Origin of the sequence: Gelidibacter salicanalis, from assembly GCF_016469035.1 — a bacterium.
Classification (GTDB): Bacteria; Bacteroidota; Bacteroidia; order Flavobacteriales; family Flavobacteriaceae; genus Gelidibacter; species Gelidibacter salicanalis_A.
This window is the reverse complement of the sequence record NZ_JAEHJZ010000021.1, coordinates 1-26,664: the sequence shown is the minus strand read 5'-3', so window position 1 is coordinate 26,664 and position 26,664 is coordinate 1. Positions and strand designations below refer to the sequence as shown.

The window sequence follows — 26,664 nt, the reverse complement described above, 5'->3', positions numbered from 1 at the left end:
GGTTTGCAAAAACTATAATTTCTTCGGTATTCATCAGTTCTGCATCAGCAATTTCTTGAGTAAATGCAACCGTGGTTTTAGCATCTTGGCTTTTGTTTATACAGTTATCGTCTGCAATTGCAATCTTAGAAAGTTCTTCGATTCGTTTGTAGTTTGATGAGGATGCGTCAGCGTGTTAGAGAGACACAAAAAAAGAGCACAATTTAAATGCTCCTTCTTATGCAAATAATTAAAGCAACTTTTGCCTTTTCTGAATTAAAAGCTAACAAAATTATCGGTTGGTTAAAAAAAAGTCAGAGACAAACTCTGACTTTTAACGATTAATAGCATTTAATCTAAAGTGAATCCCCACGATCACTTTTTATTTTAGGTAAAATAAATCCCTAATCTAAGATCTTAAATTTTAAGCGTACAATGAAGAAGGTTTGTATGGTTGGTATGAAAAAATGTATAGTTGGTGGTTCTTACCAAAATTGGTTGTTAATAAAAAGCGCTTACTCTTAAAATAGTTTCTGTAGCGTACACGTTATACATCAAACCCTGCTAATCATACATATTTGTTTACATGTCATTCTTAATAGTATTATATTTAAAGGATGGTAAAAGCTGTAATTGTTGACGATGAACCTAAGGCTATCCAAAGTCTCAGATGGGAACTCTCTAATTTTAGTGAAGATATTGAGGTTATCAAAACATTCACTAGCCCTGAAGATGCTATTGACTATATTGATCATAACATGTTGGATTGTCTGTTTTTGGACATTCAAATGCCAACAATGGATGGCTTCCAGTTTTTAGGGAAACTTACCAATAAGGATTTTGCAGTGGTAATTACTACAGCGTATAATGAATTTGCAATAAAAGCGTTAAAACATGAAGCCATTGACTATTTGCTAAAGCCCATAGATTCTGATGACTTGCAGGAAACGATAAAAAAGGTTAAAAAGTATAATTTTAAACTTGCAAATTCTAGTAAAATTGAGGAAGTCCTACTTGGTTTTAACGAAAAATTCAATCGAAAGAAAATCACCATTAATACGGATGGTAAACTTATTTTTTTGGATGTGGAAGATATTTTGTTTGTAGAATCTGACGGTAATTATTGTACCATCATTATGGAAAATTCACAGAAAATTGTAATTACCAAGAAGTTGAAAGAAATGAATGTCATCTTGCCCGAGAACCAGTTCTTTAGAATTCATAATTCTTACATCATCAACTTAAAAAAGATCAAAGAATTTATTAAAGGTGAAGGCTACGTCATTATGGAATCAAACCATAGAATTCCGGTGGCACGACAACGAAAATCAGACTTTTTAGAGAAGTTATAAACGATATGCAATTTATTTCCCTTAAACAAATAGCATCTACACAATGGCCTTATAGGGCTGGAGTTTTGGCGCTGCTGTTTTTTTGTACGATGGCTCCGCTTAGTGCGCAGAATGAAACTACAAAAGATGATGAGAGCGCCTTGAGAAATCTACAAAATTCCTGGCCAAAAACATACGAAACTATCGATTCTTTATTATCGAGATTTGACAATGATAGCTTGGTTTTAAAGGACTTAATTTTGAAATCTAAAGCTGCCAATGCTTTAGAAGTTGAGAGTTATGCGCTCAATAAATTAGGAGAAATCTACAGAAATATTTCAGCTTACGATGCTGCTCTCGAGTTGCATCTTAAGGCTGAAAAACGCGCGCAACAAGCCCATAATATTCAGTTGGAGGTGATTAGTCTCAATATGATTGGAGTGGTTTACCGCAGGATGGACCTCATAAAACCAGCGCTAGATTATCATAAAAAAGCCCTTGACATTGCAAATTCAGTTGAACATCAGACGCAAGAACTACAATCGAGCATAGCCGTTTCTCAAAACAGTATGGGCAATATTTATTTAACCTTAAAACAGTATGACTTAGCGATAGAACAATTTGAGAAATCATTGGTTATAGAGAAGAAATCAGGCAATAGGCTGGGGCTGGCCATAAATTATCATAATTTAGGATATGCTGATGAGGCCAAAGGGTTTTTAGATCTCGCGCTAGAAAACTATCAACGTTCTTTAAATTATAATGAGCAAATAAATTCAGAAGTTGGACGTGTTATTTGTTACACCAGTATCGGTCAGGTTTATATCAAGCAAAAAAAATACAATGATGCCAAAATTATCATTGAAAAAGGGTTGAAGAAAGCACTCCTGTTAGGCGATCAATTTTATATTTCCTATGCCTATATCAATTTGGGATGGGTTCAAAATGAACTGCAGATGTATAAAGCGGCCGAAGAGAATCTCAAGAAAGGCTTGGAAATCTCTGAAACTTACGGCTTAAAAACGTCTACCGTTGATGCCCATAAACGTCTTTCTGAATTATACAAGAAACAGAATGCTTATAAAACGGCTTTGTATCATTATGAGGAAGCGGTTGAACTTGAAAAAACAATTTTTACAGAGCGCAATATGCAGTATGTAAGCGATATTATTATTCAATATGAAAACGAAGCAAAAAACGACCAGATCCTAAAACTTGCGAATGAAAATGAATTGGTGAAATCAAGAATGCAGCGCAACCAAAGCATATTTTGGTTTGCAATTTTAACGTTGGCCATCATTGCTGTCAGCATGATTGTAATTAATAGAAACCGGCAGTTGAGACATGAAAAACAAATTCTAACCTTAGAGCAGGACATGTTAAGAAGTCAGATGAATCCGCATTTTATATTTAACTCCTTAAATTCTATCAAGCTGTATATCATTAATAATGAGAAAGAAAATGCAGTGTACTATCTGAACAAATTCTCAAAGTTTATCAGAAAAATATTGATTGCTTCTACTGAAAAAGAAATTTCTTTAGAAGATGAATTGGACACCATGCAATTGTATATGAACATTGAAAACATTCGGTTTTCCAATGAAATTCATTTTACAATAGATGTCGCTTCCGGAATAAATACCTCAAACATACGTGTGCCTTCGCTTATTTTACAGCCCTTTCTTGAAAACGCGCTCTGGCACGGACTTTCTTCGAAAAAGGAAGATAAGCAAATTAAGATGAAAGTTTACAAAGACAATGCCGAATTTGTTACAATTTCCATTACTGATAACGGGATTGGAAGAAAAGCGTCAGAACAAATTAACCATAACAGGGTACTTAAAAGAAAATCGGTAGGATTGGCCATGACCAAAGCACGTTTGACCAATTTCTCCAAAAGGTTTACGACAGTTTATAATATGGAAATTGAAGATTTGTATGACAATCAAAATCAACCCACAGGAACACGAATTGTGGTGAATATCCCAATCAGAACCAATAATTTAAAGAGTGCCTAAAGCGGCCAAAATAAAATATTGGGAAATACATAATTAGAATTAGAGTCCGAAAGGCTGGGCTGGAAGTTTGTTTTTCCAATCGTTTCCATATAGAGACGTCAAATACGCCGCTAGTTTTTTGTTATTGTTTTGTGCAACTTCATAAGATATCGGGTCTACAACGCAACTTCCACTTATTAATCCGATGCCATACTCCTCCTTAAAAGCATTAAAAGTTTCAGGACTTATGGCTACCAATCCATGAATTATAAAATTTACGGTGCCATTGGCAATATGCTCCGTGAGTTCTTCTGTGGAGAGGTTCGTAATGTCTTGGGTTGAGAACGTCCCTAGCGTCATGCTTTGTTTATTAAATGCAGCTTTCTTTTCTAATCTGATGGTTACGATGTTGTTTTTTTGGTGATTCGAGCAGGATAATAGGTGAACGCGGTCACTTCCTCTGAATGAAATCTAAATTCATATTTCCCTTTTTTAGGCAGATCAATAGTGAAACTGGCCAGAGTGGTAATATCAAATTGTTGATTGGTCTCCGTGATGTAGAATATCCCGTTAACAGTAGTTTGTTCAGTAAGGTTTTCAAAAACAACCGTAACCGTGACAGGATTGGCAATAGCAACGTTAAACGAGAACATCGTTATGAGCAGGTTATCTAAAATAGATACAATTTTGCAATAATTCTCAATCGTTCTAATAAAAAGAATTTATCGTGAAGCGTTTAACGATATCAGAAGAGGTCGCAGTCTTTACAACAAAAACCAATACTGGGACTGATACAGTCATTATTTCCGATTTTCGGCAACTTTTTCGAGTTCCATATACCAATCTTCTCCAAATTTTCTGATCAGGGCTTGTTTGACAAACTTATAGACAGGCACTTGAAGTTCTTTACCTAGGGTGCAGGCATCATCACAAATTTCCCACTTGTGGTAATTCACGGCAGAAAATTCAGAATAATCCTTTACACGAACAGGGTATAAATGGCACGACACCGGTTTTTTCCAATTTGTTTCACCTTGGTTGTGGGCTTCTTCGATGGCACAAAGAGCGGTGCCTTTGTTGTCGAACATTACATAAGCACAATCTGCACCGTCAATTAGTGGCGTTTCAAACTCGCCATCTTCAGTAGTGATAAACGTGCCTTGAGCTTCAACAGCGTCAATACCAGCCTGACGCATAAAAGGTTTCACCTTAGGATAAATGTCCTGCATGATTTTTGTTTCCTCAAAGTCTAAAGGAGCGCCAGCATCACCATCAATACAGCAAGCACCTTTGCAAGCTGATAAATTGCATACAAAATCCTTCTCAATGATGTCTTCTGAAACAATGGTTTTTCCTAACTGAAACATAATGTATTGGCTTAAAAATGAGGTGGTTTTTGATCGAAAATTGGGGAACAAAAGTAACCAAAATTTAGAGTTATTTAGTATAATAAATCGATATTAAACAACTACTTTTGCAAAAAATTAAAAGCCTAGTATTATGCAACTTGATTTTAAAGAAGTTTTTACAGCATTCATGATTCTTTTCGCCGTGATTGATATTATTGGAAATATTCCAATTGTTATCGATTTACGTAAGAAATTTGGGCATATTGAAAGTGGTAAGGCCTCTATAATTGCGGGTATAATTTTAATTATATTTCTTTTTATAGGTCAAAATATTTTGTCATTAATTGGGATTGATATCAACTCTTTTGCGGTTGCTGGCGCGTTTATCCTGTTTTTTATTGCGTTAGAAATGACCTTGGGCATCACCTTATATAAAAACGATGAAAGCAGTAGCATGACGGCAACGGTCTTTCCATTGGCATTCCCTTTAATAGCGGGTCCTGGTAGTTTGACAACCTTATTGTCTTTACGGGCAGAATATGCGGTAGAAAACATCATTGTTGCGGTTTTATTAAATGTTGTTGTTATCTTTATCGTATTAAAAACATCATCAAAAATTGAACGTTTTCTTGGTCCAAGTGGTATCAATATCATCCGAAAGATCTTTGGGGTTATTTTACTGGCCATTGCGGTAAAATTATTTGCTGCCAATATCAAGACCTTGTTTGAACTTGTATAATACATAAACTATGAAAATAGCAAGCATCATCTTATCTATAATTGCATTGGGGTTTATTGGTTTTAATGTGACCAAACTCGATTTCAACAATCTTTTTCAAGGCGACAGTATGGTAGCCATTATTACCATATTAACTGCCCTTTGTGCAATTATCTTATTGCAGATTCTCCGAATCTCAAAACGTATTGATACACTTTCAAAGCAAAAGCGCAATGCATGATGTGTTGATTGTTGGCGCTGGAGCTGCTGGCATGTCTTGTGCTTTGGTTTTAGGGTCGGCCAAGTCAAAACCATTTGCTGAGCATAAACGCATCGGATTAATTGCGCATCAAAGGACGTCTCACTTACAAAACGCGTTGTTCAATAATGTTTTGGGGGTTTCTCCGGGAACTTTAGGGGCCGATGTTTTGAGACAAGGGAAGGCGCAACTTGCCTCCTTGTATCCGCATGTAGATCAGATTGAAGCCGAAAAAGTACAGTCTGTTATAAAATCTTCTGAAGGCTATACCGTTACAACCAACAAGAATTCCTACACTTCTAAAGTTGTGGTTATTGCTGTGGGGTATACCCATCTTATCACTATTAAAGGCCTAGAGTCTTATATTGAGCCGCATCCAAACGCAGTTGCTGCAAAGGAGCGTATTTGGTTAAAAAATCAGGATCATGTTATAGAAGATGGTTTGTATGTAGCGGGGACTTTAGCGGGGTGGAGAAGTCAATATGCCATTGCCTGTGGTAGTGGAGCTCAAGTAGCTACTGATATTTTAACGCTTTGGAATGATGGGAATGATACCCACGTTCACGATAAAGTTTAAAAGAAGCGTCATAAAAATTCTTAAGTTACAAGTTCCTAAACAGCGCTTATTTTTTAGATTTAACCAACCTTAAAACTTCCTCAATCATATCATCAGTAGCATTTATAATTTCTTCAGAAGCGTTGGAGCCATATAACTGGTCCGCCAAAGCAGCCTTTATTAAGGTCTTCATCTCTTGATGGTAGGCTACAAAAGTTACTTGTCCCTTTTGTTTGCCATTCAAATAGTTTTGAAAACGAAGCACAATGTCATCACTTACTTCAAAATTGGTAATAAAATCTTTTTTAGAAACATCTAAATAATTCTTACGGTCTTTATCCAATTCTTCAAACACAAAATAATTGATAAGTCCACTGTATTTAATGAAATTTAAAGTTTCATTTTGAGTGCTGAGATCTAGAGGGACAAAAATATCAGGAATAATACCGCCGCCGCCATATACCACTTTGCCTTTGGGCGTGGTGAATTTTAGGGAATCAGCCACTTCGATGTTGATTTCATCATTGAATTCGCCGCTACTTCTACGTTTGTAATAGTCATTATAGTATTCTTGATTGTGGCCATTGTCATAAGGTCGTTGAATAGAGCGTCCGGTAGGGGTGTAATAGCGAGACACGGTTAAGCGTACGGCACTACCATCGCCTAAGGACATTTCTCGTTGCACCAAGCCTTTGCCGTAACTACGACGGCCAATAATGGTGCCTTTGTCATTATCTTGTAAAGCGCCTGCAACAATTTCGCTGGCAGATGCTGAGTTTTCATTGATTAATATAAAGACTTCGCCTTCTTCAAAATCACCTCTATCTGTGGCGAAGCTTTTCTCGACTCGACCGGATTTATTTTTAGTGAAGAGAATCAATTTGTCATCTTCCAAAAACTCATCTGCAATCTGTTCTGCAATGGCTAAGAAACCGCCAGGGTTGTCCCGTAAGTCCAAGACCAATTTTGTGGCACCTTCATCTTGTAATTTATCCAAGGCCCGTTTAAATTCCTTGTAGGTAGATTCCGCAAACCTATTGATTTTAATATAGGCGAGTTCTGGGGTGAGCATATAGGCGGCATCTACGCTGGAAATGGGAATGCTTGAGCGTTTGACATTAAAATCAATAAAACGGTTTTCACTTTTACGATAAATTTTTAAGCTGATCTTGCTGTTTTTGTCACCTTTTAGCTTCTGAATAATTTGGTCATTACTCCATTGACGACCAAAAATAGAATCACCATCGGCCATAATAATCCGGTCGCCACTTTTAATACCAGCTTTTTCACTAGGTCCTCCAGCGATTGGCCTGATGACGGTGATGGTATCTTTATAGGTGTAAAAGCTGACGCCAATGCCCACAAAATCACCTTTCATATTTTCCGTAACGCGTTGTAGATCGCGTTTAGGAATGTAAGTAGAATGCGGATCGAGTTTGTCTAAAATACCATTGACGGTAACATCTACAATGCTATCCGTATTAACGTCGTCCACATATTCATAATCAATATAATCAATAAGACGGTTCAGCTTATCTTTCTTGCTATTGGAAGTAAATAAACGGTCAGAGTTGTCCGTGAAATTGAGTTTTCCACCAATATAGACGCCCGCTGCAACAGCAACGCCAATAATCAATGGAATATATTTTTTCTTAAAAGCCATTATGCGCTTAAATCGTCTATATGTTGTAATTCTATGCCCGCTTTGGATAAAAATTCGAGACCAGAATCGTCTTTGTAGCCTTGGTGATATACCACACGAATGATGCCAGCCTGATGGATTAATTTGCTACATTCTTTACAAGGTGACAGTGTGATGTATAAGGTGGCGCCTTTACAGGATTGTGTGGAGGCCGCCACTTTTAAAATGGCGTTGGCTTCAGCGTGTAAAACGTACCATTTGGTGTAGCCTTCATCATCTTCGCAGTAGTTTTCAAAACCTGTGGGTGTACCATTATAACCGTCAGAAATGATCATCCGGTCTTTAACAATCACCGCGCCAACTTGTTTGCGTTGGCAATGTGATAATTTACCCCATTCTTTTGCTATTCTTAAATACGCCTTATCATAGCGCAACTGTTTTTTATTTAGCATTTATGTGATTTACAATTTTGAAAGTATAGTTTTAAAATGTGGGTAAATTGAATAGTACAAAACCTAGTACGAATATAAAAGCTTCGTATTTTAATTTGTATAATTTAGAGTTAAACTTTTTTGATTTATGCAAATAACTCACTGTTTATCAACATAGGGATGACTAACCCTAACACTACAGCAGAAAGCACCATAATCCAGTCGCGTTTTGTAATTCTGAAAATCGATTGGCATATAAACCCTAAAATCAGCACTGCAAATACAATAATAAACTGTGCCAATTCGATTCCGAGTGCAAACTCTACTAAAGGGATGAATTTGCTTTCTGCCCGGCCTACAAACATTCTAAATTCGCCAGCAAAACCAATCCCGTGTATCAATCCGAAAAACAAGGTTGTAAAAAACAGAGTTCCAATTTTTTCACTTGGTGCTTTTTTGCCTACCGTAAAGATATTGTATAGGGCAACAACCATGATGGTTATGGGAATTAAAAACTCCACCAACTTAGAACTGACACTCACAACACCGTAAACAGCGAGTATCAAACTAACAGTATGACCTAGGGTAAACATGGTAACGAGCAGCAATACGCGTTTCCAGTCCTTGAACATGTAAGGCACGGTAAGTACCAACAAAAACAGGACATGATCATAGGCATTGATGTCCAATACATGGTTCATGCCGTATTGCAGGTTAAACCAAAAATCGTCTACCATAAAATTGTAGTTTGGATAGCTTCAAAGGTACGATGATTGCTATGAGTGGCAAAATATATTTTGAGAAACGGGAAGTGGCGAAATGGGTGGGATTTTTTTTTTAGAGTAGAGAGAAGAGAATAAAGAAAAGAGAAAAGTTCATAGAGAAAAATCTCGAATATCCAACAACAAATCCAGAATCACGATTCACAAATGGTGACATTGGCCATTATTTTGTTTGCTATATTTTATCAAGATCTTAAATTCTCCTCCTGGTAAAGGAGGAGTGGATTCTGCTTCCGAAGAGAAGCAGAAGACGAGGTGGTTTTTATCTTGATTATTATTGGATAACGAATGTTGAATAGAGAGTAGAGAAAAGAGAGTAGAGAGTAGAGAATAGAGAAGTGTAAGAATAGATAAGAGACTTGTTAAAAGTTATGCTCAATTTTTGGTTATTGATTCTTGATTCCAGTAATTTAAAATATCCTTATTACTCACAAGAAAAAGAGTCAAATTTAATAATGAAGTATTCTCAAGTCTAACAGCGCAGCGGTCTATTCCCCAATAACCCGTCGGTCGGTACTCCAAATACCAAAAATACTAAAATTTCAGAATGAACCAGCCCCAAATCTAACAGCACAGCGGTCTTGATTCTCTATTCTAACAGCGCAGCGGTCTTAGTTTTTTCGGAATACTAAGTGAATTGCAGATAGTAATGAGAAGAGAATAGAGAATAGAGAAGAGAGAAGAGACTTGTTAAAAGTTATGCTCGATTTTTGGTTATTGATTCCAGTAATGTAAATATCCTTATTACTCACAAGAAAAAGAGTCAAATTTAATAATGAAGTAGTCTCAAGTCAAACAGCATAGCGGTCTATTCCCCAACAACCCGTCGGTCAATACTCCAAATACCAAAAACACTAAAATTTCAGAATGAACCAGCCTCAAATCTAACAGCGCAGCGGTCTTGATTCTCTATTCTAACAGCGCAGCGGTCTTGGTTCCTCTGGAATACTAAGTGAATTGCAGATAGTAATGAGAAGAGAATAGAGAATAGAGAATAGAGAAGAGAGAAGAGAGGTGTGTACGTTGACTACGCTTTTCGGTGGGGCAATAGCGGTGGGGGTTCTCCATTAAACGGATTCCATCTGCCAATGGTTCGGGCTTCCATGCCGGCGGCACTAATCACGACCCTGTCGCCATAACGTTCACGCATCTTGTCAATGGCTTCGCTTAAATGAAGAAATTTGGTGTCGTCATCAAACAAATTGACTTGATGTCCGCCTTCTACCAAATAACTGAATTTCACCCCAATCAATCGCACTAGGAGACGTCGGTTGTAGAGCTTTGCAAATAAATCCAAGACTATTGGAATGATGTTATGATCCATCGCGCTATACGGGATGCGTTGTTGTTGGGTATAGGTTTGAAAATCAGAATAGCGGATTTTAAAAGTGATGCACGCTGTTAATTTATTGCCACGCCGTAATTGATAGGCCAAATTCTCGGCCATAGCAATAATAATGCCTTTCAATTTGGTCACATCTGTAGTATCTTTATTGAACGTGCGTTCCGTAGAAATAGATTTGCGCTCATGGTATTGAATAACCGGCGAATTGTCAATGCCATTGGCTTTGTTCCAAATACCCAGGCCATTTTTTCCGAGCACTTTGTACATGAGTTCCATGGGCATTTCTTGAACGGTCCTGATTTGTTTGATGCCTAAATCGCAGAGCGATTTATAAGTTACCTCACCCACCATGGGAATTTTTTTGACAGACAAGGGCGCGAGAAACGGTTTTTCAGTACCTGAAAGAATTCTAATTTCATTATTGGGTTTTGCCTCGCCCGTAGCAATTTTAGAAACGGTTTTGTTGAGCGACAATCCGAAGGAAATGGGCAATCCTGTTTCGCGGATGATGCGTTGGCGCAACTCTGAAGCCAGTTTGTGACAGCCAAAAAACTTGTCCATCCCAGTCAAATCAATATAAAATTCGTCAATTGAAGATTTCTCGTATAATGGCACCGTGTCTTTAATAACATCAGTCACATCTTGGGAGAATTTGGTGTACGTGCCAGCATCACCACGAAGAATGATGGCTTCCGGACACAATTGTTTGGCCATCCGCATGGGCATGGCAGAATGCACGCCAAATTTCCGCGCTTCATAACTGCAGGATGCCACCACGCCTCTATCGCTAGTGCCGCCAATGAGCACGGGTTTTCCGTTGAGGCGACTGTCGAGCAGACGTTCACAGGACACGAAAAAAGTGTCTAAATCCATATGTACTATAGAGCGTTGGTTGGTCATTTTTAATAAGATAAAATGAGGAGTTGAGAACATTCATTGGTTTTCAAATCCTTAAAAAATAAAGTGATTGTGGGGTTGATTTTTAGATAACTTGTTTATTGGTAACTAACCGTCGGAACGGATAAAACTTCTGGTTTTGATTTTCCTTTTGATACCATTTTACTATAAATATCAATTTCTGCAGAAGGTGGAGGTGGTGGTTTGGTACTATACCTCGGATCTTCAATCACTGCCAAGCGTTCCATATGACTGACTTCAATAGAGACGCAATCAAATTCAATCATCACTTTGCCTGTAATACGATAAATGCCTTTGCCTCTAAAAGGGAATTTCGCTGCCACAGGAGGAAAGTGGACCGTATCTATAAAATCGCCATCCCGATCTAAAAAATTCCCAAAATGCATGATTTTGCCACTAGTAGTTTTGGTGTTTTTTGTGGTAATGAGATAACCTTCAATCGTGACGGTCTGCTCTTTCATAGTTTCCAAATGTTGCGCACGTAACGGGTTTACAGAGTGGTTTTCTAACAGATGAAACGGATTGCAAAGTGGAAAGCCCAACAATTCAATCTCATCAAAGGCATTTTCCAGCGCAGTACTTGGTAATTCTGGCGTCTTATAATGGATACGTTCCGTTTTAAATAATGTGACAACATGTTCTTGTACTACGTGTTTGCTGATTTTTAAATGGGCTTCCCAAAGCAATTCACGCTTGTTATTTCCCGTGAATCGGAACGCATTAATTTTCACCAAAATCGACACCTGTTCTATGGAAATGGGAACGCGCTCAATAAAGTTGTCCAAGCTTAAAAAGGCACCGTGTTCTTTGCGTTCTTTGACGATGCGTTTGATGGTTTTTGATTCAAACGATTGCAAAAACATAAAGCCGAGATAAATAGTTTTGCCATGAATAACTGTTTGCGTAAAACTGTGGTTGATGCAAGGCGCTTCAATAATTCCGCCGTTCATTCGGGCTTCATGAACATATAGTTCCGTGCTATAAAATCCGCCAAAATTATTGATCGTAGCCACCATATATTCCAAAGGGAAATAGGCTTTCATGAACAAACTTTGATAGCTTTCTACGGCATAGGAAGCGGAATGTCCTTTGGCAAAAGCATAGCCCGCAAAACTTTCTATTTGTCGCCAAATATCTTCTACAAGTTCATCTGGTTTTCCGGACTTTTTACAATTGTCAAAAAACTGTTGTTTCACTTTCATAAATTCTTCACGCGATCGGAATTTGCCAGACATGCCACGCCGCAGCATATCCGCTTCTCCCAGCGTGAGTCCGCCAAAATAATGCGCCACCTTTATCACATCTTCCTGATACACCATCACGCCATAGGTTTCGGGCATAATGTCGAGCAAGACTTTGGGTGCGTCTTTGCGACGCTCCGGGTCTCGGTATCGTAAAATATATTCGCGCATCATGCCGCTTTTAGCAACTCCAGGACGAATGACGGAACTTGCCGCCACCAAACCTAAATAATTATCCACCTGCAACTTTCGCATTAACATACGCATGGCTGGGGATTCTACATAAAAACATCCGATGGCTTTGGCATTTTTAAGTAAGTATTTAATGCGTGTATCTTGTTTGAAGCGTTTGATATCGTGAATATCGATGGGTGGTTTTTCAGGTTGGTTATAAGCCACAATTTCTGTTGCTTCCTTTATTTTACCGAGGCCGCGTTGGCTTAAAATGTCGAATTTATACAGGCCGATATCTTCTGCAACCACCATGTCAAATTGGGTGGTGGCATAGCCTTTTGGCGGTAAAAAAGTAGCACCATAATAATGGATGGGTTTTTCCGAAATCAAGATGCCGCCCGCATGAATGCCCAAATAATTAGGAAATCCTTGAATGTATTTGCTGTATTTGATGACCAGTTGCGACAATTGATCCAGTTGTTTAAGGTCGTATTTGCCTCTGGTCAGCATATCCATTTCTGATTTTGGTAAACCAAAAACTTTCCCCAATTCGCGCACGGAAGCTTTAAATTTAAAGGTGTTATAAACCGCAATCAGCGCCGTATTCTTGAATTTTTTGAAAATAAAATCGGTAATATCATCGCGGTCCCGCCAAGAGAAATCGAGGTCAAAATCGGGTGGATTTTGTCTAAAAACATTAATAAATCGTTCAAAATATAAATCGAGTTCCACAGGATCCACATCCGTAATGCGCAGCAAATAAGCTACAATACTATTGGCGCCACTACCGCGGCCTATGTAGAAATAATTTTTACTGCGGGCGTATTTTAAAATCTTCCAATTGATCAAAAAATAAGAGACAAAGCCTTTTTGCTGAATAATGGTGAGTTCTTTTTCAATCCGCGTAAAAATGCACTCTTCAGGTTTTTTGTAGCGGTAATGCAAGCCGTCATAGGTCAGTTTCTTCAGCAACCTGAAATCTAGGACTTCATTGCGGGTGTAAGAACGTTGGTTGTTCGGGTTTTCTTGAGAAAAGTCAAAATCCACACGACATTTTTCGAGAATTGACGCGGTATTTTCTAGAAGTTCCGGGAACTCATTATAGGTGTCACACAATTCCTGATACGGCAACATGGTATCAGTTGCTTGGGCTTGTTCGCTTTTTGGAAGCTTGCTCAATAAGGTGTTATTGTCAATGGCACGTAACAATCGGTGGGTGTTAAAATCCTTTTTGTTCTGAAATGATACGGTTTGTAAAACGACCAATTTGTTCCGCAACGCATTCCATTTGGAGAATTTAAGATGGTTTAAATCCTGTGGTTTGATCCCTAAAAACTCATGATCTTTAAGGTCGTAGGTTTTTTTATGGATGTAAGGATAAATCACAAAGACATCTCCCAATTCTGGGGCGATTTCAGGAATTTTTAATTCTGAATTGTGCAAAAACCCAGAAAGGTAGGTGTTGATGTTTTGGAACCCCGTATTGTTTCTTGCAATCAGAATAAATTGCTGCTGAACGCCATTCCTGAAATCAATACCCAGCACCGGTTTGATCTTGTATTTTGAAGATAATCGTGCAAAATCCAAACAAGCTGAAGTGCTATTAATGTCTGTCAGCGCTAAGGTCTGTAGCCCATTTTCTGAAGCAATGGCAAGCAGTTGCTCCGGCTTGATGGTGCCGTAGCGGAGACTGTAGTAGGTGTGACAGTTAAGATACATTTGTTTTCGGTTTGTTGGTCAGTTCGAGTGTTTTTTAAACACAGTTTTACTGTGTTTAAAAAATGTATCGAGAACAGGTTTAGTTTTTAATACGATTCTAAATTCTTTTGTCAAGCGTTGTTTTGATGACTTAAAAAAAACTATTCAATTGGTTTTAGTTTGTTTGTCAGTTCGAGTGTTTTTCAAACACAGTCTTCTGTGTTTGAAAAATGTATCGAGAACCGAGTTTAGTTTTTGATACGATTCTAAATTCTTTTGTCAAGCGTTGTTTTGATGACTAAAAAGAAATATTCGATTATTTCGGTTTGTTTGTCAGTTCGAGTGTTTTTCAAACACAGTTTTACTGTGTTTGAAAAATGTATCGAGAACAGGTTCGAAAATTAATTTTAGCATTCTAAAAAAATGGATTCGGTTCTCAATACGTTTTTCTTCTGTCATTTTGGTGGTGTACAAAGAAAATCTACTCGGTTCTCGATACGTTTTTTAATACCGTTTTTAGTGGCATGGAAAACACTCGGTTCTCGATACATTTTCTTATACCGTTAAAAACGGTATAAGAAAACACTCGAACTGACAAGATTATTATTTTTCAAAATTAACTATTATATGTAGTTAGTCTTGCTTATGTTTGTAGTAAATAAAATTAATGAATTTGTATACAATGGAATTTCAGATGTTTTGTAATTGAAATTTTGTTTTATTTAGGTTTGGAAATGATTGCAGAATGGTGCTTTTATAAAAAGGAAAGTTTGATTTAATTGTATCACTATGAAAACAGAAGCTTTAAAAATCAATGTAGCGCAACGTATCTTGAGTATTTCAGATGAGGGATTATTGCAAAAAATTAAAAACCTGTTGGATAAAGAAAATGTCTTTGCTTATGATTTGGATGGTAATCCAATAACAGGCGATGATTATATTCAGAATTTAGATGCTATCAATAGTGAAATTGATGCAAAAAAAGCCAAGTTATATTCTACAAATGATGTTTTAAGACACGTTGCAGATGACAATAAGTTGGCACTCTAAAGCGGTTGAAGATCTTAGCGAAAACATGCGGTATATAGCTGAGAAAAGCCCTCAAAATGCGCTCCATGTATTGAAAACAATTACGACACTTTGCGATAGTTTGGGGCATATGCCTTATAAATATCCCAAAGAACCTGTTTACAATGCAGAACGTATTCGTTTTGTGGCGCAATGGAATTTTAAAATAATTTATAGGGTTGAGGGAGAAGAGATTTATATTCTGAGAATATTTAATACCCGTCAAAAACCGAGTGACATTTTTGAATAGTTTAATTGTACTGAAAGTTCAAAAATTGGTAAACCACTATTAAAACTCCTTAAAGGAAGTGATGATAAAAAAATAAAATGAAAAACATCCAAGCAAACATAAAACACTTACGCTCACTCAAACAACTCTCTCAAGAGCGTTTTGCAGATGAGCTGGGTTGGTCGCGATCTATTGTGGGGTCGTATGAGGAAGGGCGTTCTGAACCACCCATTGACCGATTGATTGATTTGTCCAATTACTTCAGAATCCCGATTGACATTTTGGTCAAAAATGATTTGCGTAAAGCCAAAGACACCTCGTTTATTGATATTGGGAGTAAGCGCGTGCTGTTCCCTATAACCGTTAATGAGGACAATGAAGATCTCATCGAGATTGTGCCTGCAAAAGCATCTGCGGGGTATTTGGCAGGCTATGATGATCCTGAATATATTGAACAGCTGCAAAAAATAAAGTTGCCTTTTCTTCCTACAGGAACCCATCGTGCCTTTCCGATTAAAGGCGATTCCATGTTGCCCGTAAAAGACGGCGCTTTTGTGGTGGCAAAGTATGTGGAGGACATTCAGGATGTGAAAAATGGACGCACCTATATTGTGCTGACCAAAGATGATGGCCTGGTTTATAAGCGGGTTTATAATTTAATAGAAGAGAAACAGACCTTGATGTTGAGCAGCGATAATAAAGCCTATCAGCCTTATGAGGTTCCTATTGAAAATGTATTGGAACTTTGGGAATTTACCTGTTGTATCAACACTCAGGAATACGATGAAAAGGAATTGAAAATGAGCAGTATCATGGCAATGTTTCAGGAATTAAAAGTAGAACTGGAAGCGGTTCAAAAAATGGCCTAATGGGAAAAACCAAAGCAACATATACCATTATTGACGTCGAAACTACCGGACGTGGTAACAAAATCACTGAAATTTCCATTTTTAAATATGATGGCGAAAAGGTGGTTGATGAATTCACCTCCCTGGTCAATCCAGAGTCTTTAATTCCTGATTATATTACGGCATTGACGGGTATTGATGATGCTATGGTGGCGGATGCGCCAACCTTTGCTGAAATTTCAGAAGCGATTCTTGCCATTACTGAAGACACTATTTTTGTGGCCCATAATGTCAATTTTGATTATAACGTGATTCGTACTGAATTCAAAGCCATTGGCGGCGATTTCAGAAGGCGTAAATTGTGCACGGTGCGGTTGTCGCGCGCGTTGTTTCCAGGATTTCGATCGTATAGTTTAGGGAAATTGTGTGCTACAATGGAAATTGATTTAGTGGATAGACACCGTGCGCGCGGTGATGCCGAAGCTACCGTCACGTTATTTGAAAAACTATTGGCACATAAACATTCGGAGACTGTTTTTGCTGACTTTTTGAAAAAGGGTTCGAAAGAAGCCACCTTGCCGTCGCATTTGCCAAGCGCCATTTTTGAAAGTATTCCTAATGGTCCGGGCATTTATTATTTCAAAAACAAAAAAGGAAAAATCATTTATGTCGGTAAGGCCATCAATTTAAAGAAGCGCGTTTTAGGACATTTCTATGACAAGAAAGAAAAGGAATTAAACCTGTGTAGAGAAACGGCCCACATTGATTATGAGTTGTCGGGAAGTGATTTGGTGGCGCGACTGATGGAAGATGCGGCTATTAAACATCATTTTCCGCTCTATAACCAAGCCGCCAAACGTGTGCCAAAGCCTTATGCGGTTTTTAGTTATGAAGATCGTCGTGGCATTCAGCACTTGGCATTTAATACGCTTAAAGCGACACCGTTTCCATTGCAAATTTTTCACAGTATTCGCGATTGCAGACTGTATTTGGAGCAGGTGTGCGAGAAATTTGAATTGTGTCCCAAATACTGTCACTTGCAAGAGAGTGTCTGGACCTGTTCGCATTACAAATTGACCACTTGTAAGGGCGTTTGTAAAGATGAGGAATCGGTGGTCGATTATAATGAACGGGCGAATCTGGCCATTGAGTATATGGCAATCTCCAATCAGAACATCGTCTTAAAGGAAAAAGGACGGCATCAGAAAGAGGAGGCTTTTATATTGATTAAAAATGGGCTCTATCTCGGGTATGGTTTTGTAGACAAATCAGCACAGATTGTGCACACTGACGATTTGGAAACTTTCCTTATTCCGCAAAAAGAAACCATGGAAGTGCAGGGGATTTTGAGAAAACTGTTGTTACAGTCCTCCACGGTTCAAACGCTAGAGCTGCACTAACTTAAAGGGATATATAAAAAAAGCACTTAAGAAATTAAGTGCTTTTCGTTTTTTAGGGTGTAATCGTTAATCCGTTACCTGATACCATTTTTGGGTTCTGTAGAAAAAAGCCACATAACCACGAACGTTTAAGGTGTTTGGACTGTCTTTGTCTATCCACATTTTACATTTGTATTCTTTGCCTTTCTGCGGATCAAAGATAGTGCCGCCTTCATACTCATTATCGCTATTTTTTGACAAGCCTTTTACAATGACCAACCCTTCAATCGGCTGATTGTAATCTTTTCCTTCGCATTTAATGCAAAGTTTGCCCTGATCTTCCGGTAACAATAATTTGGTCACTTTACCGTAGATTTTCCCGTTGTGGTTATACAATTCAACGATGGATTTGATTTTGCCCGTTTCATCATCAACCGTTTTCCATTTGCCTGTAATTTGCTGTGCTTGGGCCAACGGCATGCTCAAAAGCAATCCAAGGCATAGTAGAAATGTTGTGATCGTTTTCATAAGCTACGTTTATAAAGTAAACCTTACGCCTACATTAAATCCTGTACCACTCGCATTGACAAACTGTGTTGGGATTTTTCTAGGTGCATCTTGGTTAGGTGGTGTGGTGGTACTTTGATCAAAATCGTCAGAAAATTCAAATTTCTTTTCGTAAACCGGTAAGTCGGCCAATTGCTGTCCCGGAACCAATTGAGATTGACCTCCAGTAATTGCTGTGGTAGAGTATTCTTTAATTTCTGCCGATTTACTTTTAATGCTTAAGTTTTTGATTTCTACTTCTCCAAAAATACTCAAGTTGTCATTGATAGGATAGGTAATACCCACAGCTCCAAAATACCCAACGCTAAATTTAGCTTGAACTTCACTAGTGGCCTGTACCAAAATATCCGTGCCTTCACCACCGCCATTTTTTTGTCTCGCCATGGTTTCAATGGTCAAATGGCCCGCTACAGGGACAATCAAACCTAAACGCGCATATGGACTAATGGTTTTAAAATTTGGAGTCAAGAAGATTCCCGGAGCCACATCAAAACCTCTTAAATAGGTATTGGCTTCAGAATTAACTTGCGGACTTCTTAAGCGTCCAATCATGGTTTTATCGCCATGAAAATAACTGATGCCTAATTCAGCACCAATATAAGGGTTAAACATATAGCCCCCGGTAACATTGACTTTTGCACCAGCGCCCGCTGTGCCATTCAATGATTTTACATTAATTGAGGAGCCGTCTGCATTCACCGTAATGTCCGTAGATTGTTTGATTCCTGTAAGTTCATTCGGATCAGCATTGTTGAATTCAGTTTTTCCAGATTGAAAACTGTAACCGGTACCAACGCGGATGTAAAAGTTTGAGTCTTCAATAGGGGTCATGTCATTTTGAGCTTGTGTAACGTAAGTTGTCGCTGCAAAAACACACGCCATTAAAGTTTTAGATATCATTTTCATAAGTGTTGTTTTAAGATGTATAAATTTTTTGATTTGGATTTGGTTTAGATTATATATTTCATAAACCATTATGTAAAGTTACGGAGAATAAAATACTGTAACACATTAAATCCTGACGCATATAACTAGTAAATAGCTGTGCTTAATTGGGTTGTTTAAGCTGATATCACTCAGAAACAACTGGTTGAAGGGGATTCGGTTTTTAGGAGGGATGCCACCCAGATTCAATTTGAAACGCTAAGCTTTTGGCACTTTGCGACTTATCAATCGGTGAGCTTTATCTGAAAAAAAACGTTAAATTTTTAAGGTGAGACTTATTTTGATCTTCAATAGACCTTCAAGCAAACTTCAAAAAATTGACCATTAATATAACAATCAAATCGATATAGGCCGTTGAATAGACTTATCCAAAAAAAAATGCATGAGTACAGTTTGTTTAGCTAACCCGGTTATGGACGTTCAAATCTTCTCCGTAATCGACATCTTTGTAAAAAATAAAGAAGCCCTTTCTCTTGAGAAGACAAAGGGCTTTATTTTAAGGATTATAAATTTCAATCCATCATTACCAGAACAAAGTATATAAAACAGCAGTAATAATACAAACTACCATGGCTCCAACATTGAACAAAGGCGTGGTTTTAAATAGGTCTTTTGTGATTACTATACCTTTTGAATCGTCAGCGCCTTTATTCTGAAGGTAGCTTAATACTATTATAATGATCATAGTAATGAGTGCTGTTATTCCCATCTGGTGCATCCAAGGTTCTAGAACAGCAATTGGTGCAAACTTAAGCGCTAAGGCTATTGGAATCGATAAAACAGCGCCCCAAATTGCAGCGTTATTGGTGGTTTTCTTCCAGAATAAACCTAATATAAATACGGCTAAAATCCCTGGACTTACAATACCTGTATATTCTTGAATAAACTGAAAAGCTTGATCGATACCTCCTAAAAGCGGTGCCACAATAACTGCTATAATTAAGGCTACGGCACCCGAAATACGACCAGCGTTTACCGTCGTTTTATCAGATGCTGTTTTATTGATGTATTGTTTGTAAATATCCATTGTAAAAATGGTTGACGTAGAGTTTATCATTGAGGCTAATGAAGATACTATCGCCGCAGCGAGAGCGGCAAAAGCAATACCTTTTAGCCCTACAGGTAAAAATTGCAATAACCAAGGATAAGCTTTATCAGCTTGCTCTGTAGTGGGTACATTTAACATGCCGGCTTCACCCAAATTAGCCATAATAGCGGGGTCATTAATCATAACATAAGCGGCGATACCAGGTATCACTACAATCAAAGGAATAACGAGCTTTAAGAACGCTGCCAATAAAATTCCTTTTTGGGCTTCTTTTAAAGACTTGGCAGCTAAAGTTCTTTGAATAATATATTGATTGAATCCCCAATAATACAAATTGGCAACCCACAATCCTCCTACTAACACCCAGATACCAGGGAGATTGTTATAGTTATCATTTGCCTCATCGAGTATCATGTGGAATTTGTCTGGTGCGGCTTCCCAAATGGTTGAGAAACCTGCCAAGGCACCTTCGCCTCCAGACACAGTGTTTAATGCCAAATAGGTAGTTACCAGACCTCCTAAAACTAAGAAAACTACTTGTATAACATCTGTCCAAGCCACAGCAGATAATCCTCCATAAAGGGAATAGGCTGCAGCAAATAAAGCTAAACCAATTATCGCATAGACCATGTCTACTCCCATTATCGTCTCTATTGCTAAGCCACCCAGATAAAGTACCGAAGCTAGATTTACAAAAACGTAAAGACCAATCCAAAAAACAGCCAATATGGTTTTAAGATTTGTTGAGAATCGTTTTTCTACAAACTCGGGGATTGTATAAAGTCCTTTTTCAATAAAAATGGGTAAAAAATACTTTCCAACAATAAGAAGCGTTAAGGCAGCCATCCATTCGTAGGACGCAATAGCTATACCAAGTGCAAAGCCAGAACCAGACATCCCGATAAATTGCTCTGCCGAAATATTAGCAGCAATTAAGGACGCGCCTATCGCCCACCAAGGCAATGATTTGCTTGCTAAAAAATAATCCTCTGCATTCTTTTGGTGCCCTTTTTTATCTCTGGAAACCCATAAACCTACCCCTAAAATAAGTGCCCCGTAGGCTATGAAGACTGCATAATCCCACGTATGAAAACCTGATGCCATAAATAGTTTGATTGAGTTAGTTTAGTTTTTTCATCTCAAATATATGTAAATATTCCGTTTGACTATCGGTTACATTCTTATTATTTAAAAACGAAATATGTTTTAGTAAGGCGTTTCTATATATTTGTAATACTGCGGTTCCTAGTAACGTCAATAAAACTTAAGGTAAAACGCTAAAATATAGACCACTATCAAATTGTGAGGAGTCATTCCAATTTAATTTACGCGAAGGGTAATGAACTAAAATGATATAACCTGTAAAAATTTAGGGTCTAAAAATTTTATAATATGTACATTATTACACAAAATAATCAGACGGGTATTGTTAAAATAAAAAGTGTCTCCCAGGGAGTTTATGCTAAAGTATGTCTTAATGACGGTGGCAGTTTGCAAGAACTGACTTTAAATAACTTGCCGCTCATTGTAGATTTGGCGCCATTAACTTACAGCACAACCTATGCTTCTGCTTTGTTATTCCCGTTTGCCAACCGAATAAAGGATGGTCAGTATCGTTTTAATGACCAACAATTTCAATTAAACACCAATAATAAGGAAGAGAATAATGCGCTACATGGGTTGGTATATAACAAATCTTTTTCAGTGACCCATCAATCTGCTCATAAAGAGGGCGCAGAACTTATAATGGAATATGACTACAAGCAGTTAGAAGATGGCTTTCCGTTTCCCTTTAAAATGCGATTAAAATATACGTTTACCAAAACTGGTCTTGATTTAAATGTTTCCGTTATAAATACATCGGATGCCACTTTTCCATTCACTATAGGTTGGCATCCCTACTTTTTAAGCCAAAACCTTGATCATAGTATTCTCAAATTTGAAAGTGGACACAAATTAAATATTGGCGATCGTAATATCGGACTCGATTTAGAATCCATATCACCTATTGATTCAGTAGTTTTAAGAAATAAAACCTTAGATGATTGTTGGCAGTTAAAAGGGACTGATGTGAGGTTTGAAACACCAAATTACAAGTTAAATCTGTCCTCGTCCCAAGCCGACAATTTTTTGCAGGTTTATACACCACCAAAAGAACATATAATTGCTATAGAACCAACAACAGGTGTTTCTGATAGCTTTAATAATAAACTAGGATTAAAATTTTTAGAGCCTAAAGAAATTTTCGATATTACTTGGACTCTAAAAATTCATACTAACTAAAAACTATACGATGATTGCAAATTTGGTTAAAGAGGTTGAAAGCTCTTTTAAAAAACAGTTTAAAACAGAACCGTTAATGGTGTTTTCTCCGGGTAGAATCAATTTAATAGGCGAGCATACCGATTATAACGAAGGGTTCGTGTTTCCTGCGGCTATTAACAAAGGCATCGCACTGGCCATTCAAAAAAGTGACGCTTCCACAAGTCAGGTTTTTGCCTTAAACAAAGAGGAGTTGCATGAATTTGATATGGAAACCCTAAAACCTTTGAACGATGGTGGCTGGCGAAATTACATTTTAGGTGTTATTGCAGAATTGCAGATGCTAGGGAAAAAACCTGCAAATTTCAACAGTGTGTTTGCCGGAAACATTCCTGGAGGCGCTGGCATGTCGTCATCCGCAGCCTTAGAAAATAGTTTTGTGTATGGTTTGAATGAACTTTTCGAACTGAACTTGACTAAAGAAACGATGATTCTGGTATCTCAAAAAGCAGAACACAATTTTGTAGGCGTGAAATGCGGCATTATGGATCAATATGCCAGCATGTTTGGCATAACGGACAGTGCTTTACTTTTAGATTGTAGAACGGTCACCGCGACACCTTATACCATAGATTTTAAAGATTATGAGTTGATGCTGATCAATACGAACGTCAAACACGACTTGTCAGAGAGCGCCTATAACGACCGACGCGCGGTGTGTGAACATGTTTCAAAGCTCCTCAACGTGGCCGCTTTAAGAGATGCCTCAAAGGAAGATTTGGAGGGTTTAAAATCTCAAATTAGTGCCACCGATTATCAAAAAGCCCTGTATGTGATTCAAGAAAATGAGCGTGTACAACGTTTTGCTGAAGCGATAGAACAAAACGATGTGGAAGCTTTGGGAAATTTGCTATATCAATCTCATGAGGGTCTAAGCAAGCAATATCAAGTAAGCTGTGCGGAACTCGATTTTTTAGTGGATCGAGCAAAAGAAAGTCCGAATGTTGCTGGTGCCCGCATGATGGGGGGCGGTTTTGGTGGCTGTACCATCAACTTGGTGCTGAAAAGTGAGTTTAAAAGCTTTAAAAAAGAAGTTTCTAAGCAATTTAAAGACGAATTTGGAACAGAGTGCTCTGTCTATAAGGTGAAACTATCGCAGGGGACGCATATAATTAAGTGATCGGGTAGACCATAGAATTAAGACCGATTCGCTGTTAGAATCAAGAATCAAGACTTATCGTCAAACATCAAGTGTAGTTGTCTTAAAACATCATGGTTTCCTGGTCTGCTGCGCTTTATTAGCCATAAAAAAAATAAACAATCATTACTGAAAGAGTCGTTACACAATCCGTATAGATGCAAAATTTTATAAGGTCGACTGTATTGAATCTGGCGCTAATCATTGTAAGTGATAATTAAAAAATATAAATAAGATGGATAACAATTTGCAAGACTATTCACATAAACGTTATAATATTCTCACTGGCGAATGGGTGTTGGTATCGCCACATAGAGCGAAACGCCCATGGCAAGGACAAAATGAAGCGGTTTCCAACGACAACCGTCCTGCACATGACCCTGACTGTTATTTGTGTGCCGGAAACACAAGAATTAACGGCGAAGAAAATCCGGATTATAAAGATGTCTTTGTCTTTACTAATGATTTTGCTGCCTTGCAAACAACCTCGCCTGTCTTTTCTGTAGATGAAGGCTTGTTTAAAGCCGAAAGTGAACAAGGTATTTGTAAGGTGATTTGCTTTAGTCCTGACCATTCCAAAAGTTTGGCAGATATGGAGGTAGAAGACATTACGAAAGTGGTAAAAACCTGGCAAGCAGAATATGAATTATTAGGCTCCAATGAAGCGATTAACTACGTGCAGATTTTTGAAAACAAAGGCGCAGTCATGGGCTGTAGTAATCCACATCCACATGGTCAAATCTGGAGCCAATCTACCTTGCCAAATGAAGTAGAGAAAAAGGATCACCACCAAAAAGCCTATTTTGATGCCCATAAAAGCAGTCTATTAAGCGATTATTTAAAGCAGGAACTTCAAGCAAACGAGCGTATCATTTATCAAAATAACGATTTTGTCGTGCTGACCCCATTTTGGGCGGTTTGGCCTTTTGAAACCATGATTGTTCCGAGGCACAACTATACCAATATTTCAGAATTATCAGAGGCTGAAAGTGTCGCCTTTGCGGATGCGATTTCTAAAATTACTAAGGCTTATGATGCACTGTTTCAAGTGTCATTTCCATATTCTAGCGGTATTCATCAAGCACCTACCAACGGACAGAATAACGCGCATTGGCATTGGCATATGAGTTTTTATCCGCCATTGTTGCGAAGTGCGACGGTTAAGAAGTTTATGGTAGGCTATGAAATGTTTGGCTCGCCACAACGTGATATTACGGCGGAACAAGCTGCGGATAGGCTTAGAGCGTTAGTCGTTTAGTGATGCTGCTATAATAAAAAGAAAGGGCTTCAATAGATCTATTGAGGCCTTTTTTAAATCTATATACGATGATTAGTATTTTATTCCCTTTACTAAATCTGTAAATCCTGCCGCAGGCTTCCAATCTGATTCTGGCTCAAAATACTTCCATAAATATGAGGAAATAGTTCTCTGTAATTTCCAAGCCTTATTGTCAAATTTCCAAGATGCATCGGTGTTGTTTTTCGTAGCGATATAAAATACATAATCGCCACTTGGTGCGTTTACCATCACCAATTCTGAGCGCGATTGATCTACCATACCTTGTTTTGCGGCAGTTTGTACGTGTGGTGGAATTTGAGAAACGGAATAGTCTGTATAGAAAGAATTGCTCATAATGCGGTACATTTCATCACTCGCGGCGGCATCAACCAACGTTCTATTTCTCATTTTTATGAGCAAGGACGCCATTTCACGAGGAGTTGTTTGTCCCCAACCATAAGTTTCCCAATCTTGGGTTCTACCTTCTGTTCTACTGTTCACTCGAGTATGCGCCAAACCGAGGTTGGCCATGGTTTTATTAATGGTCAGTCCGCCACCCACGAGTTCCTGACACCATAATGAGGTGGTATTATCACTCATCGTAATCATTAAGGACACCAGAGTACGCAAGTCTGTAACGGTGCTGTCTTTATAAAACTGCATGACCCCTGATCCGCCATAAACGCGTTTGGCATCATAAATTAAGGTGTCGTTGAGGTGGAACTTTCCGGCTTTGATTTGATTGAACACTTCAATTAAAATGGGAACTTTAACGATGCTGGCCGTTGGGAAAATCGTATCGGCATTGATGGCTGCTTCCTTTTGGGTTTTAAGATTATAGACGTAAATGCCCACATCCCCCTCAAAAGTTTTGATAAGTTCTGCAAGTTCGCTTTCCAAGGCGTTATCTGTTTGTTGTGCCGACATAAAAAAATGGCAGGAAACAATAAGAACGATGGAAGACAATAAGTTCGTTTTCATAAGCAAGGCATTTCAGTTGTAAATTATACCAATTTACAACTTTTGGGGTTATTGAAATCATATTTTATGATGGAGCTGTCTCTTGGGGTTATTAATACCAATTTATAGTATAATTTATTAAGTCCTAAGAAAGGATAAATTGTTGTACCTATGTTGTACCTGCAAACAAAAAAAGCTCCAACATTTCTGTTGAAGCCTTTGCAGTACTCAAGGCGGGAATCGAACCCGCACTCCGAAGAACTGGATTTTGAATCCAGCGCGTCTACCAATTCCGCCACTTGAGCAATTAGGACTGCAAAATTATAAAATAATTAATTATAAACAATCATTATTGACAGATTAAATTTAAGCTGCATTAGAAATCTTCCAAAATGCGGATCCATCAGCTTCTTAATACTCACGATTTTATTTCATTTTTCGTAACTATTCAGCCTATCTAA

Annotated in this window: 24 protein-coding genes and 1 tRNA gene; 12 read left to right on the top strand and 13 right to left on the bottom strand. The window is 38.0% G+C overall.

All coding sequences use genetic code 11. The annotated features are described in order from the left end of the window. Positions 1-596 precede the first annotated feature (596 nt). Both JEM65_RS09545 and JEM65_RS09540 read left to right on the top strand, forming a co-directional pair. Entirely contained in the window at positions 597-1,331 is a 735-nt protein-coding gene (locus JEM65_RS09545; RefSeq protein WP_199598908.1) for a LytR/AlgR family response regulator transcription factor, read from the top strand. Between the two features lie 5 nt (positions 1,332-1,336). Then, positions 1,337-3,328 (top strand): tetratricopeptide repeat-containing sensor histidine kinase, encoded by a 1,992-nt coding sequence (locus JEM65_RS09540; protein WP_199598906.1) that lies wholly within the window; start codon positions 1,337-1,339, stop codon positions 3,326-3,328. A 39-nt stretch (positions 3,329-3,367) separates the two neighbouring features. On the opposite strand, the gene JEM65_RS09535 is transcribed toward JEM65_RS09540, so the two are convergent. From JEM65_RS09535 to JEM65_RS09525, 3 genes are all read right to left on the bottom strand, one after another. Continuing rightward, positions 3,368-3,667, bottom strand: coding sequence for a hypothetical protein (locus JEM65_RS09535; protein ID WP_199598904.1), 300 nt, complete (start codon positions 3,665-3,667; stop codon positions 3,368-3,370). A 41-nt stretch (positions 3,668-3,708) separates the two neighbouring features. Next, a complete protein-coding gene (locus JEM65_RS09530; protein ID WP_199598902.1) occupies positions 3,709-3,960 on the bottom strand; it encodes a hypothetical protein in 252 nt (83 codons plus the stop codon). A 147-nt stretch (positions 3,961-4,107) separates the two neighbouring features. Further along, entirely contained in the window at positions 4,108-4,674 is a 567-nt protein-coding gene (locus JEM65_RS09525) for a DUF3109 family protein (protein ID WP_199598900.1), read from the bottom strand. A 133-nt stretch (positions 4,675-4,807) separates the two neighbouring features. Here JEM65_RS09525 and JEM65_RS09520 point away from each other — a divergent pair, with 133 nt between their 5' ends. Genes JEM65_RS09520 through JEM65_RS09510 form a run of 3 tightly spaced genes read left to right on the top strand, consistent with a single transcriptional unit; the run spans position 4,808 to position 6,210 of the window. Beyond that, positions 4,808-5,395, top strand: a complete 588-nt coding sequence (locus tag JEM65_RS09520; protein ID WP_199598898.1) for a MarC family protein — start codon at positions 4,808-4,810, stop codon at positions 5,393-5,395. Positions 5,396-5,405: 10 nt separating this feature from the next. Continuing rightward, positions 5,406-5,615, top strand: a complete 210-nt coding sequence (locus JEM65_RS09515; protein ID WP_199598896.1) for a hypothetical protein — start codon at positions 5,406-5,408, stop codon at positions 5,613-5,615. Then, entirely contained in the window at positions 5,608-6,210 is a 603-nt protein-coding gene (locus JEM65_RS09510) for an FAD-dependent oxidoreductase (RefSeq protein WP_199598895.1), read from the top strand. Before JEM65_RS09515 ends, JEM65_RS09510 begins: the two co-directional genes overlap by 8 nt. A gap of 46 nt (positions 6,211-6,256) precedes the next feature. Here JEM65_RS09510 and JEM65_RS09505 read toward each other — a convergent pair whose 3' ends face one another. From JEM65_RS09505 to JEM65_RS09485, 5 genes are all read right to left on the bottom strand, one after another. Next, on the bottom strand, positions 6,257-7,852 hold the full coding sequence (locus JEM65_RS09505) for a S41 family peptidase (protein ID WP_199598894.1): 1,596 nt from the start codon (positions 7,850-7,852) through the stop codon (positions 6,257-6,259). Then, a complete protein-coding gene (locus tag JEM65_RS09500; RefSeq protein ID WP_199598893.1) occupies positions 7,852-8,283 on the bottom strand; it encodes a deoxycytidylate deaminase in 432 nt (143 codons plus the stop codon). The genes JEM65_RS09505 and JEM65_RS09500 overlap by 1 nt, the downstream gene beginning before the upstream one ends. 125 nt (positions 8,284-8,408) lie before the next feature. After that, a complete protein-coding gene (locus tag JEM65_RS09495; RefSeq protein WP_199598892.1) occupies positions 8,409-8,999 on the bottom strand; it encodes a HupE/UreJ family protein in 591 nt (196 codons plus the stop codon). A gap of 1,072 nt (positions 9,000-10,071) precedes the next feature. After that, entirely contained in the window at positions 10,072-11,289 is a 1,218-nt protein-coding gene (gene dinB / locus JEM65_RS09490) for a DNA polymerase IV (protein WP_199598993.1), read from the bottom strand. A 95-nt stretch (positions 11,290-11,384) separates the two neighbouring features. Continuing rightward, the gene (locus JEM65_RS09485) at positions 11,385-14,441 is read right to left on the bottom strand and encodes a DNA polymerase III subunit alpha (RefSeq protein WP_199598891.1); all 3,057 of its coding nucleotides are present in this window, start codon (positions 14,439-14,441) and stop codon (positions 11,385-11,387) included. 768 nt (positions 14,442-15,209) lie between these two features. Between JEM65_RS09485 and JEM65_RS09480 the strand changes: the two genes are divergently transcribed. The 4 genes from JEM65_RS09480 to JEM65_RS09465 all read left to right on the top strand — a co-directional run bounded on the left by JEM65_RS09480 (position 15,210) and on the right by JEM65_RS09465 (position 17,965). After that, positions 15,210-15,470 (top strand): hypothetical protein, encoded by a 261-nt coding sequence (locus tag JEM65_RS09480; protein WP_199598889.1) that lies wholly within the window; start codon positions 15,210-15,212, stop codon positions 15,468-15,470. Continuing rightward, entirely contained in the window at positions 15,448-15,738 is a 291-nt protein-coding gene (locus JEM65_RS09475) for a type II toxin-antitoxin system RelE/ParE family toxin (protein ID WP_199598887.1), read from the top strand. The genes JEM65_RS09480 and JEM65_RS09475 overlap by 23 nt, the downstream gene beginning before the upstream one ends. A gap of 77 nt (positions 15,739-15,815) precedes the next feature. Next, on the top strand, positions 15,816-16,586 hold the full coding sequence (locus JEM65_RS09470) for an XRE family transcriptional regulator (protein ID WP_199598885.1): 771 nt from the start codon (positions 15,816-15,818) through the stop codon (positions 16,584-16,586). Continuing rightward, positions 16,586-17,965, top strand: a complete 1,380-nt coding sequence (locus tag JEM65_RS09465) for an exonuclease domain-containing protein (RefSeq protein ID WP_199598883.1) — start codon at positions 16,586-16,588, stop codon at positions 17,963-17,965. The genes JEM65_RS09470 and JEM65_RS09465 overlap by 1 nt, the downstream gene beginning before the upstream one ends. Before the next feature lie 66 nt (positions 17,966-18,031). Here the strand turns inward: JEM65_RS09465 and JEM65_RS09460 are convergent, their stop codons facing one another. From JEM65_RS09460 to JEM65_RS09450, 3 genes are all read right to left on the bottom strand, one after another. Next, a complete protein-coding gene (locus tag JEM65_RS09460) occupies positions 18,032-18,472 on the bottom strand; it encodes a DUF2147 domain-containing protein (RefSeq protein WP_199598881.1) in 441 nt (146 codons plus the stop codon). Positions 18,473-18,481: 9 nt separating this feature from the next. Further along, entirely contained in the window at positions 18,482-19,417 is a 936-nt protein-coding gene (locus tag JEM65_RS09455; RefSeq protein ID WP_199598879.1) for an outer membrane beta-barrel protein, read from the bottom strand. 562 nt (positions 19,418-19,979) lie between these two features. Continuing rightward, positions 19,980-21,608 carry a sodium/sugar symporter gene (locus tag JEM65_RS09450; protein ID WP_199598877.1) on the bottom strand — a complete coding sequence of 543 codons (1,629 nt, stop codon included), beginning with the start codon at positions 21,606-21,608 and terminating at the stop codon, positions 19,980-19,982. Positions 21,609-21,896: 288 nt separating this feature from the next. Between JEM65_RS09450 and JEM65_RS09445 the strand changes: the two genes are divergently transcribed. The 3 genes from JEM65_RS09445 to JEM65_RS09435 all read left to right on the top strand — a co-directional run bounded on the left by JEM65_RS09445 (position 21,897) and on the right by JEM65_RS09435 (position 25,222). Continuing rightward, entirely contained in the window at positions 21,897-22,787 is an 891-nt protein-coding gene (locus JEM65_RS09445) for an aldose 1-epimerase (protein WP_199598874.1), read from the top strand. A 10-nt stretch (positions 22,788-22,797) separates the two neighbouring features. Beyond that, a complete protein-coding gene (gene galK, locus JEM65_RS09440; protein WP_199598872.1) occupies positions 22,798-23,946 on the top strand; it encodes a galactokinase in 1,149 nt (382 codons plus the stop codon). Positions 23,947-24,199: 253 nt separating this feature from the next. Continuing rightward, positions 24,200-25,222, top strand: a complete 1,023-nt coding sequence (locus JEM65_RS09435) for a UDP-glucose--hexose-1-phosphate uridylyltransferase (RefSeq protein WP_199598870.1) — start codon at positions 24,200-24,202, stop codon at positions 25,220-25,222. 72 nt (positions 25,223-25,294) lie between these two features. Here JEM65_RS09435 and JEM65_RS09430 read toward each other — a convergent pair whose 3' ends face one another. Next, entirely contained in the window at positions 25,295-26,224 is a 930-nt protein-coding gene (locus tag JEM65_RS09430) for a serine hydrolase (RefSeq protein WP_199598868.1), read from the bottom strand. Positions 26,225-26,428: 204 nt separating this feature from the next. Then, a tRNA-Leu gene (locus JEM65_RS09425) sits at positions 26,429-26,508 on the bottom strand. Positions 26,509-26,664 lie beyond the last annotated feature (156 nt).

Excerpts from the sequence above, each read along its gene's own strand:
- JEM65_RS09540 (WP_199598906.1), top strand. The coding sequence starts at position 1,337 with ATGCAATTTATTTCCCTTAAACAAATAGCATCTACACAATGGCCTTAT.
- JEM65_RS09480 (WP_199598889.1), top strand. The coding sequence starts at position 15,210 with ATGAAAACAGAAGCTTTAAAAATCAATGTAGCGCAACGTATCTTGAGT.
- JEM65_RS09455 (WP_199598879.1), bottom strand. The coding sequence starts at position 19,417 with ATGAAAATGATATCTAAAACTTTAATGGCGTGTGTTTTTGCAGCGACA.
- JEM65_RS09485 (WP_199598891.1), bottom strand. The coding sequence starts at position 14,441 with ATGTATCTTAACTGTCACACCTACTACAGTCTCCGCTACGGCACCATC.
- JEM65_RS09445 (WP_199598874.1), top strand. The coding sequence starts at position 21,897 with ATGTACATTATTACACAAAATAATCAGACGGGTATTGTTAAAATAAAA.
- JEM65_RS09495 (WP_199598892.1), bottom strand. The coding sequence starts at position 8,999 with ATGGTAGACGATTTTTGGTTTAACCTGCAATACGGCATGAACCATGTA.
- JEM65_RS09470 (WP_199598885.1), top strand. The coding sequence starts at position 15,816 with ATGAAAAACATCCAAGCAAACATAAAACACTTACGCTCACTCAAACAA.
- JEM65_RS09510 (WP_199598895.1), top strand. The coding sequence starts at position 5,608 with ATGCATGATGTGTTGATTGTTGGCGCTGGAGCTGCTGGCATGTCTTGT.
- JEM65_RS09535 (WP_199598904.1), bottom strand. The coding sequence starts at position 3,667 with ATGACGCTAGGGACGTTCTCAACCCAAGACATTACGAACCTCTCCACA.
- JEM65_RS09515 (WP_199598896.1), top strand. The coding sequence starts at position 5,406 with ATGAAAATAGCAAGCATCATCTTATCTATAATTGCATTGGGGTTTATT.
- JEM65_RS09465 (WP_199598883.1), top strand. The coding sequence starts at position 16,586 with ATGGGAAAAACCAAAGCAACATATACCATTATTGACGTCGAAACTACC.
- JEM65_RS09525 (WP_199598900.1), bottom strand. The coding sequence starts at position 4,674 with ATGTTTCAGTTAGGAAAAACCATTGTTTCAGAAGACATCATTGAGAAG.
- JEM65_RS09530 (WP_199598902.1), bottom strand. The coding sequence starts at position 3,960 with ATGTTCTCGTTTAACGTTGCTATTGCCAATCCTGTCACGGTTACGGTT.
- dinB (WP_199598993.1), bottom strand. The coding sequence starts at position 11,289 with ATGACCAACCAACGCTCTATAGTACATATGGATTTAGACACTTTTTTC.
- JEM65_RS09435 (WP_199598870.1), top strand. The coding sequence starts at position 24,200 with ATGGATAACAATTTGCAAGACTATTCACATAAACGTTATAATATTCTC.
- JEM65_RS09460 (WP_199598881.1), bottom strand. The coding sequence starts at position 18,472 with ATGAAAACGATCACAACATTTCTACTATGCCTTGGATTGCTTTTGAGC.
- galK (WP_199598872.1), top strand. The coding sequence starts at position 22,798 with ATGATTGCAAATTTGGTTAAAGAGGTTGAAAGCTCTTTTAAAAAACAG.
- JEM65_RS09500 (WP_199598893.1), bottom strand. The coding sequence starts at position 8,283 with ATGCTAAATAAAAAACAGTTGCGCTATGATAAGGCGTATTTAAGAATA.
- JEM65_RS09545 (WP_199598908.1), top strand. The coding sequence starts at position 597 with ATGGTAAAAGCTGTAATTGTTGACGATGAACCTAAGGCTATCCAAAGT.
- JEM65_RS09520 (WP_199598898.1), top strand. The coding sequence starts at position 4,808 with ATGCAACTTGATTTTAAAGAAGTTTTTACAGCATTCATGATTCTTTTC.
- JEM65_RS09430 (WP_199598868.1), bottom strand. The coding sequence starts at position 26,224 with ATGAAAACGAACTTATTGTCTTCCATCGTTCTTATTGTTTCCTGCCAT.
- JEM65_RS09505 (WP_199598894.1), bottom strand. The coding sequence starts at position 7,852 with ATGGCTTTTAAGAAAAAATATATTCCATTGATTATTGGCGTTGCTGTT.
- JEM65_RS09475 (WP_199598887.1), top strand. The coding sequence starts at position 15,448 with ATGACAATAAGTTGGCACTCTAAAGCGGTTGAAGATCTTAGCGAAAAC.
- JEM65_RS09450 (WP_199598877.1), bottom strand. The coding sequence starts at position 21,608 with ATGGCATCAGGTTTTCATACGTGGGATTATGCAGTCTTCATAGCCTAC.